The 16,619-nt window shown below is 44.1% G+C and carries 18 protein-coding genes; 17 read left to right on the forward strand and 1 reads right to left on the reverse strand.

Annotated features, from left to right (window positions below):
- Positions 1-367: 367 nt before the first annotated feature.
- Positions 368-2,767 (reverse strand): phosphoenolpyruvate synthase, encoded by a 2,400-nt coding sequence (ppsA, locus tag CYL31_RS06880; RefSeq protein WP_212918194.1) that lies wholly within the window; start codon positions 2,765-2,767, stop codon positions 368-370.
- 240 nt (positions 2,768-3,007) lie between these two features.
- Here ppsA and CYL31_RS06885 point away from each other — a divergent pair, with 240 nt between their 5' ends.
- From CYL31_RS06885 to CYL31_RS06965, 17 genes are all read left to right on the forward strand, one after another.
- Positions 3,008-3,811 (forward strand): pyruvate, water dikinase regulatory protein, encoded by an 804-nt coding sequence (locus tag CYL31_RS06885; RefSeq protein WP_212918195.1) that lies wholly within the window; start codon positions 3,008-3,010, stop codon positions 3,809-3,811.
- A gap of 422 nt (positions 3,812-4,233) precedes the next feature.
- Positions 4,234-6,774, forward strand: a complete 2,541-nt coding sequence (gene rnr, locus CYL31_RS06890) for a ribonuclease R (protein ID WP_249411769.1) — start codon at positions 4,234-4,236, stop codon at positions 6,772-6,774.
- A 104-nt stretch (positions 6,775-6,878) separates the two neighbouring features.
- Complete coding sequence (gene rlmB / locus CYL31_RS06895; RefSeq protein ID WP_100187386.1) at positions 6,879-7,646, forward strand: 23S rRNA (guanosine(2251)-2'-O)-methyltransferase RlmB; 768 nt, start codon at positions 6,879-6,881, stop codon at positions 7,644-7,646.
- A gap of 13 nt (positions 7,647-7,659) precedes the next feature.
- On the forward strand, positions 7,660-8,721 hold the full coding sequence (gene cobT / locus CYL31_RS06900; RefSeq protein WP_212918197.1) for a nicotinate-nucleotide--dimethylbenzimidazole phosphoribosyltransferase: 1,062 nt from the start codon (positions 7,660-7,662) through the stop codon (positions 8,719-8,721).
- Positions 8,722-8,789: 68 nt separating this feature from the next.
- Positions 8,790-9,566, forward strand: a complete 777-nt coding sequence (locus CYL31_RS06905) for an adenosylcobinamide-GDP ribazoletransferase (RefSeq protein ID WP_249411721.1) — start codon at positions 8,790-8,792, stop codon at positions 9,564-9,566.
- Positions 9,563-10,147 (forward strand): histidine phosphatase family protein, encoded by a 585-nt coding sequence (locus CYL31_RS06910; protein WP_212918199.1) that lies wholly within the window; start codon positions 9,563-9,565, stop codon positions 10,145-10,147. The genes CYL31_RS06905 and CYL31_RS06910 overlap by 4 nt, the downstream gene beginning before the upstream one ends.
- A 78-nt stretch (positions 10,148-10,225) precedes the next feature.
- On the forward strand, positions 10,226-10,840 hold the full coding sequence (locus tag CYL31_RS06915) for a trimeric intracellular cation channel family protein (RefSeq protein ID WP_212918200.1): 615 nt from the start codon (positions 10,226-10,228) through the stop codon (positions 10,838-10,840).
- 75 nt (positions 10,841-10,915) lie between these two features.
- Positions 10,916-11,554, forward strand: a complete 639-nt coding sequence (gene cobO / locus CYL31_RS06920; protein WP_212918858.1) for a cob(I)yrinic acid a,c-diamide adenosyltransferase — start codon at positions 10,916-10,918, stop codon at positions 11,552-11,554.
- A 220-nt stretch (positions 11,555-11,774) separates the two neighbouring features.
- Positions 11,775-12,218, forward strand: a complete 444-nt coding sequence (locus CYL31_RS06925; protein ID WP_212918201.1) for a DUF2753 family protein — start codon at positions 11,775-11,777, stop codon at positions 12,216-12,218.
- A gap of 30 nt (positions 12,219-12,248) precedes the next feature.
- Positions 12,249-12,470, forward strand: a complete 222-nt coding sequence (locus tag CYL31_RS06930; protein ID WP_212918202.1) for a hypothetical protein — start codon at positions 12,249-12,251, stop codon at positions 12,468-12,470.
- Positions 12,460-12,963: a superoxide dismutase, Ni gene (gene sodN / locus CYL31_RS06935; RefSeq protein WP_212918203.1), complete on the forward strand. Its 504-nt coding sequence runs from the start codon at positions 12,460-12,462 to the stop codon at positions 12,961-12,963. Before CYL31_RS06930 ends, sodN begins: the two co-directional genes overlap by 11 nt.
- Positions 12,964-13,018: 55 nt before the next feature.
- Positions 13,019-13,303, forward strand: coding sequence for a S24/S26 family peptidase (locus CYL31_RS06940; RefSeq protein WP_212918204.1), 285 nt, complete (start codon positions 13,019-13,021; stop codon positions 13,301-13,303).
- Between the two features lie 141 nt (positions 13,304-13,444).
- Positions 13,445-14,065 carry a YitT family protein gene (locus CYL31_RS06945; RefSeq protein WP_212918205.1) on the forward strand — a complete coding sequence of 207 codons (621 nt, stop codon included), beginning with the start codon at positions 13,445-13,447 and terminating at the stop codon, positions 14,063-14,065.
- Between the two features lie 138 nt (positions 14,066-14,203).
- A complete protein-coding gene (locus CYL31_RS06950) occupies positions 14,204-14,734 on the forward strand; it encodes a GNAT family N-acetyltransferase (protein WP_212918206.1) in 531 nt (176 codons plus the stop codon).
- 30 nt (positions 14,735-14,764) lie between these two features.
- On the forward strand, positions 14,765-15,454 hold the full coding sequence (locus CYL31_RS06955) for a pseudouridine synthase (protein WP_212918207.1): 690 nt from the start codon (positions 14,765-14,767) through the stop codon (positions 15,452-15,454).
- Positions 15,455-15,466: 12 nt separating this feature from the next.
- Positions 15,467-15,838, forward strand: coding sequence for a DUF2750 domain-containing protein (locus tag CYL31_RS06960; RefSeq protein WP_212918208.1), 372 nt, complete (start codon positions 15,467-15,469; stop codon positions 15,836-15,838).
- 134 nt (positions 15,839-15,972) lie between these two features.
- Complete coding sequence (locus CYL31_RS06965) at positions 15,973-16,602, forward strand: TetR family transcriptional regulator C-terminal domain-containing protein (protein ID WP_212918209.1); 630 nt, start codon at positions 15,973-15,975, stop codon at positions 16,600-16,602.
- The last annotated feature ends 17 nt before the right edge of the window (positions 16,603-16,619 follow it).

Below are 16,619 nucleotides of genomic sequence, written 5' to 3' on the forward strand. Positions count from 1 at the left end.
ATATACAAAGTGAATGAGACGTTTGGGCGATAGCCCGATAAAGCGAATTTTTGGTTACTTTTTGGGTGCTAGCAAAAAGTTACACGCTCAGCAGAGCGGAATAAAGGTTGGGAATACAAAGCGTTTGAATGGAAGCTGCTGTGCCTAGATTTATTTTGGGGTTGTTGGGCTAAAGCCCAACCTACAGGAAAGGGGAAGGGACTCAAAAAAAAGCCCCGCAGAGCGGGGCTATAAAACTAGGGAGTGACTACGATAAGGTCACGCGCTGCTTTTACACAGCATTCTGATCTGGTGTTGTATTAAAAAACACAACACCAAACGCAGACTGGTTTCCCGCTGCACGGATTGCCGCGCGGCGGAAGATTCTTTAAATGGCTTTGTTGTTCAATTCGGTATTTTTCAATACTTCATCAAGGTGTAGCCAAGTTTCGATCACTGTGTCTGGGTTAAGAGACATGCTTTCGATGCCCTGCGCTACTAGCCAGTCGGCGAAGTCGGCGTGGTCGGATGGGCCTTGGCCGCAGATGCCGACGTATTTGCCTTGTTCACGACAAGCGGTAATGGCCATTTTCAGCAGTTTTTTCACGGCTGGATTTCGTTCGTCGAATTTGTCTGCGATCAATCCTGAGTCGCGGTCAAGTCCGAGAGTTAGCTGAGTCAAGTCGTTCGATCCGATGGAGAAGCCGTCGAAGTATTCTAGGAACTCGTCAGCCAATAGGGCGTTGGACGGTAGTTCGCACATCATGATGACTTTCAGGCCATTTTCGCCACGAGCCAAGCCTTGTTCAGCAAGCAGTTCGGTGACTTGTTGTGCTTCTTCCAAGGTACGAACAAATGGGATCATGATTTGTACGTTGGTTAAGCCCATGTCGTTACGAACGCGGCGGATGGCTTCACATTCTAGGGCGAAGCAGTCGCGGAACGAGTCGTCGATGTAGCGTGCTGCGCCACGGAAGCCAAGCATTGGGTTTTCTTCGTCTGGTTCAAACAATGGACCGCCCACAAGGTTGTGGTATTCGTTTGATTTGAAGTCAGATAATCGCACGATGACTGGTTTTTGAGAGAAAGAGCACGCCAGTGTGGCGACGCCTTCGACCAGTTTGTCGATGTAGAATTCCACAGGGCCTGAGTAGCCCGCGATGCGGTGGTTGATCTCTTCTTGCAACGCGGGTGTCATTTCTGCGTAGTTCAATAAGGCTTTCGGGTGAATGCCGATCATGCGGTTGATGATGAATTCTAAGCGAGCCAAGCCAATGCCAGCGTTTGGCAGCATGGCAAAGTCAAAGGCGCGGTTTGGGTTGCCCACATTCATCATGATTTTTACTGGCAGTTCAGGCATGTTGCCGACTTCAGAGGTGATGATGTCGAATGGCAGTTCACCTTGGTAAACAAAGCCCATGTCGCCTTGTGCGCAGGATACGGTGACGACTTGGCCGTCTTGCAATACGTCGGTTGCATCGCCACAGCCCACGACCGCTGGAATGCCTAATTCACGAGCGATAATCGCTGCGTGACATGTACGACCACCACGATTGGTGACAATCGCTGAAGCACGTTTCATGATAGGTTCCCAATCTGGATCGGTAATGTCGGTCACTAGAACGTCGCCCGGTTGGATGCGGTCCATCTCGGTAATAGAAGACAATACTTTTACCGCGCCTGTGCCGATTTTGTGACCAATAGCGCGCCCTGTGATCATCACCTGAGAGGTTTTTTTCAGGTTGTATCGTTCCATGCTTTGGGCATTGGTTTGGCTACGAACGGTTTCTGGACGTGCTTGAACAATGTAAATCTTGCCGTCGATGCCGTCTTTCGCCCACTCAATATCCATTGGACGTTGGTAGTGTTTTTCGATGATGCAGGCTTGGCGAGCAAGGTCTTGAATCTCGTCGTTAGTCAGTGCAAAGCGGTTTTGGTCATCCAAAGCGACTGGGACGATTTTGACGAATTCGTCATCGCTGCCAGCTTCGGCGTATTCCATTTTTTGTGCTTTGCTGCCTAGGCTCTTACGTACAACGGCTGGACGATTAGCTGCCAGTGTTGGCTTGTGAACGTAGTATTCGTCTGGGTTCACGGTGCCTTGTACAACCATTTCTCCAAGGCCGTAAGCGGCGGTGATGAAGACCACTTCGTCAAAGCCAGATTCCGTGTCTAGAGTGAAAAGTACGCCAGAAGCGCCGATGTCACTGCGTACCATTTTTTGGATGCCTGCGGACAAAGACACGCCTTGGTGTTCGAAGCCTTGGTGAACGCGGTAAGAAATCGCGCGGTCATTAAATAGGGAAGCAAAAACGCGTTTGATGGAAGCTTTGATGTCTGCCAAGCCTTTCACGTTTAGGAAAGTTTCTTGCTGACCTGCGAAAGACGCGTCTGGTAAATCTTCCGCTGTGGCAGAAGAACGAACCGCAAATGAGGTGTCTTCTGCGTTGTCATCGCAAAGGGTTGCGAAAGCCGCTTCGATTTCTCGATCAAATTCTGCCGAGAAAGTCGCGTCTTCAATCCATTGGCGAATTTTTACGCCGGTTTCAGCGAGGGCGTGAACGTCGTCCACATCCAATGCGTCTAGTGCTTGATGGATTTTCTCGTCTAGGCCGCTTTCTGTGATGAAGCTTTGATAAGCATAGGAAGTAGTTGCGAAACCGTTTGGCACTTGAATGCCAAGGTCTGTCAGGTTGGAAATCATTTCACCTAAAGAGGCGTTTTTTCCGCCTACTTCACCGACATCTTCCATATGAAGATCTTTAAACCACTTAATAAATTTGCTCACAAGAGACTCCAATTATTTTTTCTTATTAAAAGAATATGGCTGGTTTGGCCAAAAGATGGCTGGTTTGCCAAGTAGACATTAGGCACTTATCAAATTGCTTCGTGCTCTTGTCAAAGCGCTCGGTCTGGGTTCATTGTATGTAGGGTAGTTGCTTTGAATAAAATCGATTATTCGATGTAGTTTTATTTCAATCGAAAAAACGAATGTCGTTAGATAACAACAAAAACGGGAAAAAAACGCATGAAAGTGTATTTTGTATCGGATGGGACAGCGATCACTGCTGAGGTATTTGGGTCGGCAATGCTGTCCTTTTTTGATGTGGCGGTAGAGACAAAAAGTGTGCCGTTTTTGGGTACTAAAGATCGGGCGGAAGGCTTAAAACAACAGATTAATTTGGAAGTGCAGCAAGGTATTGCTTTGCTGGTTTTTTATACTATTTCTGATGTGACAATTCGCGATATCATCGATTCTTGTGATTGCCATTGTTACAACTTGTTTGGAGATTTATTGTCGCCGATTGAACAAGCTTTAGGCGTGAAAGCCCAGCCGACAGCACAGAAAGCCCATGGTATGAAAGAGGGCGTTTATGATGGCCGAATAGACGCCATAAATTATGCTTTGGCGAATGATGACGGGGCGTCGGTGAAGAATTTTGCCGAGGCGGATATTATCTTGTTGGGTGTATCTCGCTCAGGCAAAACGCCGACCAGTTTGTATTTGGCGATGCAGTACGGTATCAAAGCGGCAAACTATCCAATTACCGAAGATGACTTTTCTACGCCTGGTTTGCCTAAGGTGTTAAAAGATCATAAGAAAAAGTTATTTGGTTTGACGATAGACGCTCAGCGGTTGCATGAAATTCGTACTGGTCGAATGGCGGCGAGTAAGTATGCCTCTGCTCGTCAATGTCGCTATGAAGTGGACGAAGTGGAGTCTTTATATCGCCAAGAACGCATCCCTTTTTTGAATTCAACAAAACTGTCTGTGGAAGAAATTTCCACCAAAGTGATGGCGGAAATGGATTTGGTGCGCCATAGACAGTAAAAATGCTTGGCGGAATGATCAGATAATTCGATGGGTTCATCGTTTTTGCTTGAAATTTAGACAATTAAGTAATGAAAATATTTCGCTTAGGCCAAAATGGCATTACAAATGCTTGTAAAAGACAGACAAATATCGAGTCATAAGGGCTATTTGTTGTGTAATTACCAAATTTACTCGAAGAGAGTGTGCAGATAATGCTAAGAGCTGCGCTAACTTGCAGAGTATTTGGTTAATATGCTCTATAATGACGATTAATTGAGCGCGACAGTGACTCGCATTAAGTGGCTTATCAGAAGCGATAGCGAGTACTGCAAATGTTCTAAATAGTGAGATGTTCATATTTCTATTTTATAAAAGGGCGTCTTATTGAAAAAACCAAGGATAAAAATACATTGAGTAATAAAAAAATTAACGATCCACACATGCAGCGAGAAGCGTCTAAGTACGATAACCCTGTACCGAGCCGTGAATTCATTTTAGAGTTTCTTGCCACCCAAAATAAAAGCATGGGTCATTTAGATTTATGCAAAGAGTTTTCGCTGACTGGCGAAGACGAAATCGAAGCCCTCCGTCGTCGTCTCATCGCTATGTGCCGAGACAATCAAATGACCAGCAACCAAAATGACGAATACTCGCCGATTTTAGAAAGTGATCTGATCGAAGGTTACGTTCAAGGCAATAAAGAAGGTCATGGTTTCTTATTGCGTCAAAGCGATGACGATATTTTCCTGTCTGCCCGTCAAATGCAGAACGTGATGGATGGCGATAAAGTAAAAGCACGCCTTTCTGGTCGTAGCGTTAAAGGTCGCTTAGATGGTGTCGTGGTTGAGGTGCTAGAACGTAAGCACACGCAACTTGTTGGCCGATATTATGAAGAGAGCCGCACGGCTTTCGTGACACCAGAGAATCCACGTATCGCTCAAGATATCTTGATCACCACTGACTCTGGCTTAACGCCAAAGCATGGTCAATATGTGTTGGCGGAAATTGTTAGCTACGCTGAGCGCGGTAAACCAGCTCAAGGCTTGGTGAAAAAAGTCCTTGGTGACTTTATGGCGCCAGGTGTTGAAATCGAAGTAGCAATGCACCGTTATGAAATTCCTAACGAGTGGCCAGCTGCGGTTGAAAAACAAATTAAAAACTTCACCACAGAAGTTGCTGAAGAAGACAAAGAACATCGTGTTGATTTACGTGATACACCTTTTGTTACTATCGATGGTGAAGACGCGCGTGACTTTGATGACGCGGTATATTGTGAAAAAACACCGGGCGGTTGGAAGTTGTTTGTTGCCATTGCCGACGTTTCTCACTATGTGAAGAAAGACACTGCGCTAGATGAAGAAGCCATTGTTCGTGGTAACTCGGTCTATTTCCCTGGTCGTGTTATCCCTATGTTGCCGGAAGTTTTGTCGAATGGTTTGTGTTCACTTAACCCAGATGTAGATCGTTTGGCGATGGTGGCGGAAGTGTCTTTGACGACGAAAGGCAAGATGCGCGGCTTCAAGTTTTATGAAGGTATTATCCGCTCTCATGCTCGTCTAACCTACAGCAAAGTCGCGAAAATGATCGACGACGAGCCAGAAGAGCAAGGTATTGAACTTCGTGAGCGTTATGCGTCTATTGTCTCGCATATTGATGACTTAAAAGGTTTGTATCATGTATTAAAAGGCGCTCGTGATGAACGCGGTGCGATGGAATTCGATACCATCGAAACCCGCATGGTATTCGACGAGAATTCTAAGATTGAACACATTATTCCAGTTGAACGTAACGACGCTCATAAACTGATTGAAGAATGTATGTTGTGCGCCAACGTGGCGGCAGCAGAATTGTTGATTACTGCAGATTTGCCAGCCTTGTTCCGTGTTCACGAAGGGCCAAAAGACGACCGTTTGTTAACCTTGCGTACTTACCTTGGTTTGCTGGGTTTAGAATTAACGGGCGGCACGAAACCGACGCCAGCAGATTACGCGGCACTGTCTGAAAGCATTAAAGATCGAGCGGATGCTCGTAGTATTCAGACCATGATGCTGCGTTCTATGTCTCAGGCTGTATATCAAGCGGATAACTTGGGCCACTTTGGTTTGAATTACGAAGCTTATACGCACTTTACGTCGCCAATTCGTCGTTACCCAGATTTGTTGGTTCATCGCGCGATCCGTTACTTGATTCGTGGTGAAGGTCGTCCAGCCGTGCGTCAGGCCCATCGTGTGGCAGGTAGCCCAGAACTGAAAGAACGCAAAATCTATGGTTACAATCACGCCGATATGGATGGTTTAGGGGATTCTTGTTCCTTGACTGAGCGCCGTGCTGATGAAGCAACCCGTGATGTGGAAGCTTGGTTGAAATGCCAATACGTTGAACAGCATTTGGGCGAACCGTTTGATGGTGTCGTTACTGCTGTGACCTCGTTTGGTTTGTTCGTTGAGCTACAAGGTTTGTTTGTCGATGGTTTGGTGCATATTTCAGGGCTTGGACAAGATTACTTTGTTCATGACATGGAGCATCAGGCGATTATTGGTGAACGAACGGGTCGAGTGTTCCGTCTTGGCGATACCTTGAAAGTTCGAGTGTCTAATGTGAACTTGGAACAGCGTAAGATTGATTTGAGTTTGGACGAAAGCGCTGCGCGTCAACCACGTAAAAAAGTGGAACGCAACGAAATGTCGGAGCTTGAAATGCAATTAGCTCAGTTGCCGCCTATTGAATTGGGTGGTCGACCTAAGCCTAAGTCTGTCGCCAAAGTAGAAGGCGATAAGTCGAAAGATGGCAAATCAGAGGCTAAAGAGTCGGATGGCAAGGCGAAGAAAAAGCGCCGTTCGCCGGCTTCTAAAGGCAAACGTATCAGACAGAAAAAGTCGGGTACTGTTTCGGCAAATGGTAAGCCAACGGCAGCGGCTAAAAAAACGAAAAAGCCTAAAAAGCCGAAAAAGAGCAATACTAAGCCAAAAGCAAAAGACTGATCTGAAGCTGTGAACTGAGCTTTATAGATGAATAACTTTCTAGATTAGTAACTTTCTAGATGAATAAAATGGGGGCGTATGCCCCCAAATTAATAGAGTAAAAGATGTCAGATTTAGAATGGATATACGGCATACATGCCGTGGAAAATGCGTTGAACCAACAGCCAGAACGTATCAAAGAAGTGCGTTTTCAAGAAGGCCGTGACGATAAGAAAACTCAGCGCTTAATGCAGCTTTGTAAGGCAAATAAAGTGCGTCATAGCGTTGTTGCCCGCCGCGATCTCGACCAATTGTTTACCTCAAATAAAGATCGTGTGGTTCACCAAGGTGTTGTCGCTTATACCACAATGAACAAAGCGGGTAATGAAGCAGACTTGCATACGCTAATCGCGGGTTTAGATGAAACGCCGTTGATCATTATTCTAGATGGCGTGACAGATCCGCATAATTTGGGTGCTTGTTTGCGTAGTGCTGACGCAGCTGGCGCTCATGCGGTTGTGATGCCAAAGGATAATTCTGCGCCTTTGAATGCAACGGTAAGCAAAGTCGCTTGCGGTGCCGCAGAAAGCATTCCTGTGTATGCGGTGACCAACCTTGCTCGCACCATGAAGAAGTTGCAGGACCAAGGTGTGTGGATCTTTGGCACGGCTGGCGAAGCGACACAAACTATTTACGAGCAAGACTTAACCATTCCGACGGCCATTGTTATGGGCGCAGAAGGAGATGGCATGCGTCGTTTGACTCGTGAGCAATGTGATTATTTAGTGAAACTGCCTATGGCTGGTGTGGTTTCTAGTTTGAATGTGTCAGTAGCGACCGGTGTTTGTCTCTACGAAGTAGTGCGTCAACGCGCTGTTAAGGCCAAAGGTTAAGGGGCACAAAGCCTTGTTTAAGCAATTTAATATTCCGGCACCTTCGGCTGTTATTGCCGCAGAGTTACAACACAAAATTGATAACAAAACTAAACCGTTAGGTGCGCTGGGCGAGTTGGAAAACATTGCTTTTCAGCTTGGCAAAATTCAGCAAACGTTAACGCCAGATACATCAAAACCTAAGATGATCATCTTTGCAGCTGATCATGGTGTTGTCGCACAGGGCATTAGTTTGTTTCCTCAAGAAGTAACACCACAAATGGTGATGAACTTTTTGATGGGCGGTGCTGCTGTGAGTGTTTTTTGTGAGCAACATAATGTGCCACTGCGAATTGTTGATGTAGGCGTGAATGCAGAATTAGCTGCGCATCCTTTATTAGGTGCGCGTAAAGTAGCATTCTCGTCTCAGGACTTTAGTCAACAAGCCGCAATGACAACGCAGCAACTTGAACAAGCGATTCAAGCGGGTGTTGACGAAGCCAATCTTGCTATTGATGATGGCGTGAACTTGTTGATGTTTGGTGAAATGGGCATTGGTAACACTTGTGTGTCTTCTTGCATGATGACGGCATTAATTGGTGTTAGCGCGATAGACAGCACTGGACGTGGCACTGGATTGGACATTGCTGGGGTTTCCCATAAGGCGCAGATTATTGAGCAATCACTAAAGCGTGCAGAACAAGAAACTGGCCAGATGATGGCTGACTGGAGTGCACAAACCCTCGCGGAGCAAGTCGGTGGTTTTGAAATTTTGGCGATGGCTGGTGCTATGTTGCAATCGGCTCAGCGCCAAACGGCTTTTGTTGTGGATGGTTTCATTTGTTCAGTCGCTTTGTTGTTTGCGCAGAAAATCGCTCCGAATGTGCGTGAGTATGCCATTTTTGCTCACCAATCGAATGAAAAAGCCCACAAGATATTGCTTGATTATTTGAGTGCAGAACCTATTTTGTCATTGGATCTGCGTTTGGGTGAAGGTTCTGGTGCTATTTTAGCTTATCCATTAATCAACAGTGCGTGTCTGTTTTTGAATAAGATGGCGAGCTTTGAAAGTGCTGGTGTGAGTGATTCTAAATAGCTTTCGTTCAAATAGGCTATTGGCCAACTATATAAATAACTAGGTTAGTCAAAACAAAGATGAAAGGCATGATTATTGGCCCTTATTGGCAAGGCTTTAAACGTAGCCTTGTTACTTATACTCGAATCCCACTGAAGGTGGATTGGAGTGATGACATAAAGCACATCCCAGCGGTGTGCTTTTTACCATGGATTGGTTTGGTTGTCGGTTTACTGAGCGCTTGGCCATTATGGTTTGATTGGTCGACGTCTTTGCAAGCGCTTTTTATGTTGTTGACCGCGGTGTTATTAACCGGTGGATTTCACGAAGATGGTCTGATGGACAGTTGTGATGGTTTGGTTGGCGGCTGGGATAAAGAGCAACGCTTGTCGATCATGAAAGATTCGCGCATTGGCAGTTATGCCGCCTTGTCTATTTGGTTTTCCTTAACACTGAAATGGTTGTTGCTTAGTGAATGGTTGCAGATCATTCCGGACTCGTTTTTAGGTTTTATTTATACCTTAAGCGGTTGGTGTGTGGTGCATGTTATTGCTCGATTCATACCTCTGGTGTTAATGAATACACTAGATTATGTAACCATGGGGCAAAGTAAGGCATCGAGCATGATTGCTAAGTTAGAACCTAGCCAGTGGCTGGTGGCTTTGTTGCCTTGCTTGTTGCTTGGTATGTTGGCATTTAATTTGTTCGATTTGATTCTTACCTTTGTTTTTGCAGCGGTTTTAGTCTTTTTGATGCGCCTTTATTTGCGTAAAAAAATTGATGGCTTTAATGGCGATACATTGGGGGCAAGCGAACAGATAGGCGAAATATTTGTTGTCTTGTGTCTGTTGGTGTCTTATTCGTGAAGCTTTATTTGATTCGACATCCAAGGCCAGAGGTTAAGAAAGGTCTGTGTTACGGTGATATGGATGTGCCACTTGTCGATGGTTGGGAAGAGGGAGCACAAGCATTAAAAAATGCCTTGTCGATCGAATTTGATGGTGAATCAAATGTGTGTTTTCACAGTCCGTTAAGCCGAGCAGCACGATTAGCTGAACATATTGGAGATGGTAAATCACAAGTTGTTGACGCACTAAAAGAACTGGATTTTGGCGATTGGGAAGGGCTGTGTTGGCAAGATATTCCAAAGCAAGAAATAGATCTTTGGGCTGGCGACATTGTGCATTCAGCGCCTTATAATGGCGAGTCGCTGCAAGTTGTGGCAGATCGTGTTTGGCAATGGTGGCTGTCGGTAAAAGATTTGCCGATGGAGAACTGTGTATTAGTTGCTCATTCTGGTGTCATCAAGGTGTTTGTCTGCATGCTATGCCAATGGCCTTTGGATCAATGTCACCGAATTGATGTAGGCTTCAGCAGTTTGACGGAGTTTTCCATTCAAGGGGATTTTGTCATGTTAAAGCGTTTGGGTGCTGGTGACTGGGTATAGAGTCAGTAACGAGTGCCTTTTAATGTTGGATTTGGTATTCGCCAGATCGTCTTAAGTTCGATTGAGAATCAATAAAAAATGTTGCTATATCTTTTGGGTATGTTTGGGATTGCTGCGTTTGCAATCACAGGGGTTATTTCGTCCGGCAAAAAAGACATGGATCTTTTTAGCGTGGTATTTCTTGGTATGGTGACGTCATTGGGTGGCGGTACGATTCGAGATACGGTTTTATCGGTGGAAACGGTTTATTGGGTTGAAGACACCTCTTATTTGTGGGTGGCATTTTTATCTTCTGCTTTGGCGTTTTTTACGGTGCGATTTATTGAAGATAGGCAAACCGTTTTCCATTATGCAGACTCTTTTGGCCTGGCGCTTTTTACCGTAGTAGCAACGGAGAAAGTGTTAAATTTAGGTTTCCCGCCAACGATTGCTATCACTATGGGTATTATTACTGGTGTAGCTGGCGGTATTATTCGTGATATTTTGAGCCATCGTCCACCTTTGGTGTTGGGGCGAGAATTTTACGCAACACCAGCATTCTTAGGCGCCTTGTTATTAGTGCTACTTGAAAAAAACGTACCGACACATGAGTTTAACTCGATTTACGCAGTCGCTTTAGTCTTTATACTAAGGGTGTTCGCGATACATAAAGATTTGTATTACCCAAGTTGGTTGTTGTACAAGAAAAAGTAGTACAAAAAAAGTAGTACAAAAAAAGTAGTACAAAAAAAGTAGTACAAAAAAATGACATTAAAGAGACAAATTATGATGGATCCTTCTCCTGGGCAAAAAGTCACAGAGCAAAAAAGCACAGAACAAGCAGAAAAGAACGAAGCACGTTTGTTGAAGAAAAAAGCGGTTGTTGATCAACGTATTGCAGCGGCAACGCAAGAGCGTGGTGTAACCATCTTGCTAACTGGTAATGGCAAAGGCAAAAGTTCTAGCGCCTTTGGTACCATGGCTCGTGCTTTGGGACATGGACAAAAAAGTGCGGTAATTCAGTTTATCAAAGGGCGAAAAGCGACAGGTGAACAGCTGTTCTTTGGTTCTCATCCATTAGTTGATTTTCACGTCATGGGACATGGTTTCACTTGGGAAACACGTAACCCAGAATTGGAAAAAGAAGCCGCTGAGCAAGCGTGGGCGTTAGCTAAAAGTGTATTGTCTGACCCAAGTGTGCATTTTGTTTTGTTGGATGAAATTACCTACATGTATAAATATGGCTATTTAAATGAAGACGATTTGATCGCTGCGTTGGCTGCTCGTCCCGCTCATCAAAATGTGATGATGACAGGCCGTACAGCACCACGCGTTTTGTTAGACAGTGTTGATACCCACAGTAAAATTGCCAATGAACGTCATGCTTTTGCGAATGGTGTAAAAGCTCAAGTCGGAATTGAGTGGTAGTTCGCGCAGCGAGCTACTCTTTCTGAATTACTCTCTATTTCAATCCCTTTATCTTTCCTTTCTTTGTGTCTGGGGCTAGACCTGCTCAGACTCTTCATAATGTAAAAAATGCATTCAAATGAGATTTATTCTCAAATTAGCTGGATTTATTTAAAATCTTTTACGATAATGATTCTCATTAAGTTTAATTGATGCGTCATAACATATCGTGGAGAAAACAATGCAGGACTGGGAACGTTTAACTAGACAAGCCAACCGAGCTTATTCAAACCATGCTTTTACTGATGCTGTGGATTTAAACCGACAGGCATTGATGGAAGCAGAGCGTTCATTCGATGAAGATTTTTATCGAGATGCTGAATCGGCTGTTGCTGCCGCTGCGGTAAGCTTTTTGAATATTGCCGAATCTTATACCGCCTTAGGTGACTTTATTTCCGCTAATACTCAATTTGAGTGTGCGGTCAATTTTCTGCAAACCATTATTGCTCGACCAGATCTGGATGGCGAACAGCGCTCTCTCATCATGAGAACCGCGACTCATATTCGTTTTGAATGGGAGCTGTTTACTCAGAGTTATAGTAAGGAGGTTGCTGCGCAAAGCAGAGCCTTGATGCAGTCATTGTCTAACGCTGTGTCTATGCCTGCCACCATGGTGCGTCACTGACATTTTTGGTACTAAAAAAGGAATGATGATATGAAATCTATTATTACCGTCATGTTATGCAGTGTTTTTCTTATCATGAGTCAATTGGCACAGGCACATCCTGGTCATGATGATTCACATTGGGCGAGTGACCTGATTCACGTATTAACCGTATTTGCTGTGGGAAGCATTATTGTTGGCGGCTTTATTTATAAGCAGTTATTACGTCGCCGCAAACAACTTGAACGAGAGGAGATTAGCCATGATGCATAGTGTGATTAAAACGTTAGATAAAGTGATTGGCTTTAAGACTGCGCAAGCTCACTGTGATATACCCTGTAAAATTTATGATCCTTCTACAGCTCTTTTAGCGGCGTTGAGCTGTGTTCGTCTGATGGATTTGATTAAAGAAGTAGAAGAAAAAGGGTTGTTAGGTGTGGCTGACTTTGCTCAGATCTCTCGTTTAGTCAGCGAAAAAGAATCAGCTTGTACAGAAGTGAAAGAGGCCGTTCGGATTATCTGGGGAGATTATTTTAAAGCGCCGCAATTTGAGCAAATACCCAATACTCATGATCTAGTGCATTCCATTATGTTGCAGGCCTCAAAATGCAAACAGGGAATTGATCGTGCAGAAGGGGAGAGGTTGGTTGCTTTAGTGAATGACTTTGCAGAAGCCTTTTGGTTTACGAAGGATGTTCCAATCTATCGTGCTCCTTGCCCTTATCCGCCTATGTTGGATGTCGTTTATCCTGATCTAAAAAATTGAAAGCAGCATTTGAATAGACATTAATTTTGCAAATAGGTCGCGTAAAGGAGTAACTATGCTTCATTTAATCAAGGTACAAGGCGAAAGTATGGCTCCAGTTTTGAACGATGGAGATTTTGTTTTTACCAGTCGTTGGCATAAAAAGCTTAAAACAGGTCATTTAGTTGTAGTTGATCACGCGTTATACGGATTTATTATCAAAAAAGTATTGCATATCGCTCCAGACGGACAGCTTTGGTTAGGCGGTGAAAGCAATAAAAGTTTACAGTCCGAACGGATTGGTTGGGTGTCGCCAAGACGTGTTATAGGAAAGGTCATTCATCGGATTTGTGCTACTTAATTGAGTGTACATAAAACTAGACACTTTTTTAAAAAAGCTGAAAACTGCTTTCTGTCTTGGTGTTGGTCTTATAGGTATTTTTCTCTAAAATCCCCGTTTTCTATCTAATATCTACTTCACCTTTAAAGCAGAGAGAAACCCATGTCGACGGCCGAATTACCTAAGGTAAAAAAACACACACGTCTTGAAGATGCTCAAGCTGTGATTCTTGGTACCTTGATTATTGCATTGGGTGTGAACCTCTTTACTCATGCGGGTTTGTTAACGGGTGGTTCTGCTGGATTAGCTTTTTTGATGAAGTATTCAACGCCTTTGACTTTTGGTCAGGCGTTTTTCTTGATTAACCTTCCTTTTTACGTTTTGGCGATTATGCACTTTGGTTGGGAATTCACCATAAAGACTTTCCTTTCTGTATTTTGCTTGTCGGTTTTTGCTGATGTCACGCCGATGATGGTGACCTTTGATAAGGTTAATCCGCTTTATGCCAGTATTGCCGGTGGTTTTTTGATGGGCGTGGGCTTTTTGATGTTGTTTCGTCATAACGCAAGTCTTGGTGGTTTGAATATTCTTGCTCGTTATTTGGCTGAAAAATATGGTATTTCCATGGGGAAATTCCAGATGGCCGTTGATTGTATGATTGTGCTTTTGTCTGTTTTTGTTGTGGATTACACCTTGATCATTATTTCGTTTGTGGGTGCAGTGGCATTAAATATGATTATCGCCGTGAACCATAAACCAGGACGTTATATGGGTAATGTTTAAATTACCTCATAAATGAGTGAGCAAGGCGGCTTAGGTCGCCTTTTTTGTGTCTTCAATTCGCTTAAACCGTGTTGACGTTTCCTAACAGAGCTTGGCTCAGGTATTATTACGCTAATCAAAAAGACAGAGGAAAAGAGTTTGGAATTACTCAAAGTAGACAACCTTAACCCCTACCTAGATGATCTTGTCGAGTTGTTATGTGATGCAGTTGACTCTGGCGCGCCAATTGGTTTTTTACCACCAATGAGTGAGTCTGAAGCGAAAGCTTATTGGTTGTCGATTAACGATGATTTACAAGCTAATGCCCGCCAAGTTTTATTGATCCGTGAAGACGATAAAGTTGTTGGCAGTGTACAAATTGCCATGTCTCCAAAAGCCAATGCATTACATCGTTGCGATGTGGAAAAGCTAATGGTTCACACTCAAGCGAGAGAGCATGGCTTGGGCGGCATGCTGATGCAAGGTGTTGAGCGTGTAGCGGCATCCATGCAACGACAGCTACTAATACTTGAAGTAAGAAGCGATGACATAGCTCACGACATGTATGTCAATATGGGCTATATTCCGTTTGGTGAAGTGCCTGGTTACACTCGCAGTGCAAACGGTATGTTGCATAATGCGACGTTTTTCTACAAAGAAATTGAAACCACCCACGAAGTATTTTCTTAAATTTAATTAACAAAGCCATAGGCGATACCCTTGAGACTTGATTTTTATTTATCCCACGTGACTGAATTGGCACGTAAAGCTGCAAAAATTGCAGCATCAAAAGGCCGTGTAACTGTAAATGGTGAAGTGGTTAAAAAAGCCAATTACACCGTACAAGAAGGGGATCAGATTTGCCTAGATGATGCCCTTTTGGCATGGCCATCTGAGGGATACTATTTATTGCACAAACCTGCGGGTTATGTGTGCGCTACCCAAGATCCAGATCACCCGACGGTGCTGGATCTTTTGCCTTCTCATCTAGGGCAAGAGTTAAAGATTGTTGGTCGTCTGGATAAAGACACCACAGGTTTATTGCTGCTAACCACAGATGGGCAATGGCTGCATCGAATTACCTCACCACGTAATGCCTGTAACAAACGCTATCGTATGATGTTAGCTGATCCAATTAGCGATGAAGATTTGAAGCAATTGGAAAAAGGTGTGATGCTGAATGGTGAATTGCAGCCAACATTACCAGCGGTCGCGGAGCGTATTAGCGATTGCGATATTTATCTGACGATTCAAGAAGGTAAATATCATCAAGTAAAACGTATGTTGGCAGCTGTCGGTAATAAAGTTGAAGAGCTTCACCGGGATCAAATTGGTCCTTTGTCACTGGATGCTGACATTCCAGCTGGCGATTTCCGTGAATTAACCGAAGAAGAAGTTGCTTACTTTTAATAAAGAGATTGAATGATGAAAGAATTATCGATGGATGAACGTGTTCAACTATTGGTTGCGCCTGATAGTGAGCGTTTAGCGTATTTTGTTGAGCATGCTAAAGCCACGGAATTGGTATGGAGCTTGAGCAACGAAGAAGGTTTTGTGATGGTTGAAACCGACGACGGTGATTGTGTAATGGTTTGGCCTGATGCGGAATTTGCTAGCCAGTGGGCCATTGAAGATTGGGACGACTGCGAGCCAGTGTCTGTTTCCCTTGAGACATTTAAAACTGAGTGGTTACCAAGCCTTGCGGCAGACAAGATCACTGTAGCTGTTTTTCCGAATATTGAAGACGAAGGTAAGCTATCGACAGCGGAAGAGTTGACTGCGCTGCTGGCTTGATCTTAGAAATAGGTATTTATAATTAGCCGCTTTCTTATTGGTTTTTCGCCATGAGGGAGCGGTTTAGTTTTTATTAAAGTGTTATAGATATTTTTGTAGTAACGGGACAATACAAATAAGGACTTAACTCCCCCATGAGCAAACGTCAAAACCACCGTGAAGAAGTCTTTGTTAAAATATTAGAAGCCGCTGAAATTGAATTTGGCTTAAAAGGTTATAACGGCGCCAGCTTGCAGCATATTGCTGAGCGTGCTGGTTTACCTAAGCCAAATATCATTTATTATTTTCAATCCAAAGCGAACTTGTACAAGCAAGTGCTTGATCAAACTTTGATGGGTTGGAATGATTTGTTTGATAAAGCGACTGCAAACGATGATCCCGCCGCCGTATTGGACAGTTTTATTCGTGTTAAACTGAAACAGAGCTTTGAGAAAGGTGTGGCTTCTCGTCTGTTTGCCATGGAAGTGATTGGCGGTGCCCTGCATATTGGTGACTACCTAAAAGAAGAATTACAGCCATGGTTTAAATCTCGCGTTGCTTTGCTGCAATCTTGGATGGATGCAGGGAAAATGCGTCAGTGTGATCCTGCTAGTGTGATTTATATGATTTGGGCAACGACTCAGCATTACGCGGATTTTGAAGCCCAAGTGCTTGCCTTAAGTGGTATTGAATCCTTGGGCGATGAAGATTTACAGCGTATCGGAGACACAGTGAGCGGTATTATTCTCGCTGGTTGTGGCTTAAGCCTACCCTCGAAAGATTGATCTCGAAAGATAAAACA

Source organism: Marinomonas sp. A3A, from assembly GCF_018336955.1.
Lineage (GTDB): Bacteria > Pseudomonadota > Gammaproteobacteria > Pseudomonadales > Marinomonadaceae > Marinomonas > Marinomonas lutimaris.

Bases quoted from the DNA above. Each gene is read 5' to 3' on its own strand.
- CYL31_RS06965 (WP_212918209.1), top strand. From the start codon at position 15,973: ATGAGCAAACGTCAAAACCACCGTGAAGAAGTCTTTGTTAAAATATTA.
- CYL31_RS06905 (WP_249411721.1), top strand. From the start codon at position 8,790: ATGATTATTGGCCCTTATTGGCAAGGCTTTAAACGTAGCCTTGTTACT.
- rlmB (WP_100187386.1), top strand. From the start codon at position 6,879: ATGTCAGATTTAGAATGGATATACGGCATACATGCCGTGGAAAATGCG.
- CYL31_RS06945 (WP_212918205.1), top strand. From the start codon at position 13,445: ATGTCGACGGCCGAATTACCTAAGGTAAAAAAACACACACGTCTTGAA.
- CYL31_RS06915 (WP_212918200.1), top strand. From the start codon at position 10,226: ATGTTGCTATATCTTTTGGGTATGTTTGGGATTGCTGCGTTTGCAATC.
- CYL31_RS06885 (WP_212918195.1), top strand. From the start codon at position 3,008: ATGAAAGTGTATTTTGTATCGGATGGGACAGCGATCACTGCTGAGGTA.
- CYL31_RS06925 (WP_212918201.1), top strand. From the start codon at position 11,775: ATGCAGGACTGGGAACGTTTAACTAGACAAGCCAACCGAGCTTATTCA.
- CYL31_RS06960 (WP_212918208.1), top strand. From the start codon at position 15,467: ATGATGAAAGAATTATCGATGGATGAACGTGTTCAACTATTGGTTGCG.
- CYL31_RS06930 (WP_212918202.1), top strand. From the start codon at position 12,249: ATGAAATCTATTATTACCGTCATGTTATGCAGTGTTTTTCTTATCATG.
- rnr (WP_249411769.1), top strand. From the start codon at position 4,234: ATGCAGCGAGAAGCGTCTAAGTACGATAACCCTGTACCGAGCCGTGAA.
- CYL31_RS06940 (WP_212918204.1), top strand. From the start codon at position 13,019: ATGCTTCATTTAATCAAGGTACAAGGCGAAAGTATGGCTCCAGTTTTG.
- sodN (WP_212918203.1), top strand. From the start codon at position 12,460: ATGATGCATAGTGTGATTAAAACGTTAGATAAAGTGATTGGCTTTAAG.
- cobO (WP_212918858.1), top strand. From the start codon at position 10,916: ATGGATCCTTCTCCTGGGCAAAAAGTCACAGAGCAAAAAAGCACAGAA.